We start from the raw sequence: 1,478 nt of genomic DNA, 5'->3' as shown, positions 1-1,478 counted from the left end.
GCTGCATGCGGCCATGGCAGAGCTGAGCGCGTGCCTGCCACCCCCATCCTCTTACCCATTGGCGCCGGTTCCAGAGGCATCACTCCCAGGGTGATCCCACCCGGCAGCGCGGGCACCTCGCGTCGACGAGGTCTCGCCGTGGCAACCGCCCGTCCGGTTCTGGGGCCAGGTTCAGCGGCCCAAGGACCGTCCACTCGCCGCCGGTCAGGTCAGAGGGATGAGACTGGTGGGACATGCGCGGCCCACGTCGAAATCCAACTGACCATCCCGCGCGCGGCTTGTTGGACATCCTCGAACCGGGAGCGATGTCGATCGTCGACGCAAGATGGAAGAAGCCCGTATCCACCAAACGCCATATGCTGAGCTTCAGGCGTTCCAAGGAGATCACCGTGGCCCAAACCAGCACCTATCTCAATTTCAATGGCACGACGGAAGCCGCCTTCACCTTCTACAAGTCGGTCTTCGGGACGGACTTTGTCGGGGGCATCTTCCGGATGGGCGACGCTCCGCCCCAGGACGGGCAACCTCCCCTCAGCGAGGCGGACAAGCAACTGGTGATGAATGTGCAGTTGCCGATCCTGGGTGGCCACCTGCTGATGGGGACGGACGCGACGGAGTCCATGGGTATGACCCTCACCCAGGGGAACAACGTCTACATCAACCTCCAGCCGGACACCCGGGAGGAAGCCGACACCCTCTTTGCCTCCCTCTCCGCCGGCGGGAAGGTTGAGATGCCGATGGCGGACATGTTCTGGGGCGACTATTTCGGCTCCCTGGTCGACCAGTACGGCATGCAGTGGATGATCACCTATACCCCTGCGTCATAGCTGCTGTCACCGGTGGACAGAGGTCGTGCGAACCGACCTCTGTCCACCCTTCACCTGATTTGGATGCTCAGGCGTGCACGTTGGCGATCACCTCGTCCGCCACGCGTGTCGCGATCCCGTCCGGGTAGGGGGCAGAGAGGTAGAGCACGATGTGCGTCGCCCCGGCATCGACGAAGCGCTGGATCTCGCTGACGGAGGACGCGGGATCGTCGGCATTGATCCGGTGCTGATACGACAGTACGATCTCCCCCGGGTCACGCCCGACCTCCGCGCAGTGCTCGCGCAGGACGGCAACCTTGTGGCTGAACTCCTCGACCGTGCCACCGCCGTAGTTCCAGATATCCGCATATTGCGCGACGATCCGCAGGGTCAGCTTCTCGCCACCGCCGCCGATCACGAACGGCGGGTATGGCCGCTGGACCGGCTTCGGCTCGCTCCGGGCGTCCGCAAGCTGGTAATAGCGGCCGTCGAAATCGACCGTCGGTTCCGTGAACAGCCGCTTGACGATCTCGCACGCTTCCCCCAGGCGGCGAATCCGCTCTCCGGGCTTGTAGAGCGGGATGCCCATGCTCTCGTGCTCGTACACGTTCCAGCCCGCGCCGATCCCGAAGTCGAGCCGCCCGTTGGAGATGATGTCGACCGTCGCCGCGA

Annotated in this window: 2 protein-coding genes; one reads left to right on the top strand and one right to left on the bottom strand. The window is 64.3% G+C overall.

Features of this window, described 5'->3' with window-relative positions; translation table 11 throughout:
• Positions 1-389 precede the first annotated feature (389 nt).
• Positions 390-827, top strand: a complete 438-nt coding sequence (locus QZX79_RS01555) for a VOC family protein (RefSeq protein WP_294563686.1) — start codon at positions 390-392, stop codon at positions 825-827.
• Positions 828-894: 67 nt separating this feature from the next.
• On the opposite strand, the gene QZX79_RS01550 is transcribed toward QZX79_RS01555, so the two are convergent.
• On the bottom strand, positions 895-1,478 hold a 584-nt coding region (locus tag QZX79_RS01550; protein WP_294563684.1), incomplete at its 5' end, for an LLM class flavin-dependent oxidoreductase.

Source organism: uncultured Arthrobacter sp. (assembly GCF_902805515.1).
GTDB lineage: Bacteria > Actinomycetota > Actinomycetes > Actinomycetales > Micrococcaceae > Arthrobacter_D.
This window is presented reverse-complemented; position numbering and strand designations above follow the sequence as displayed.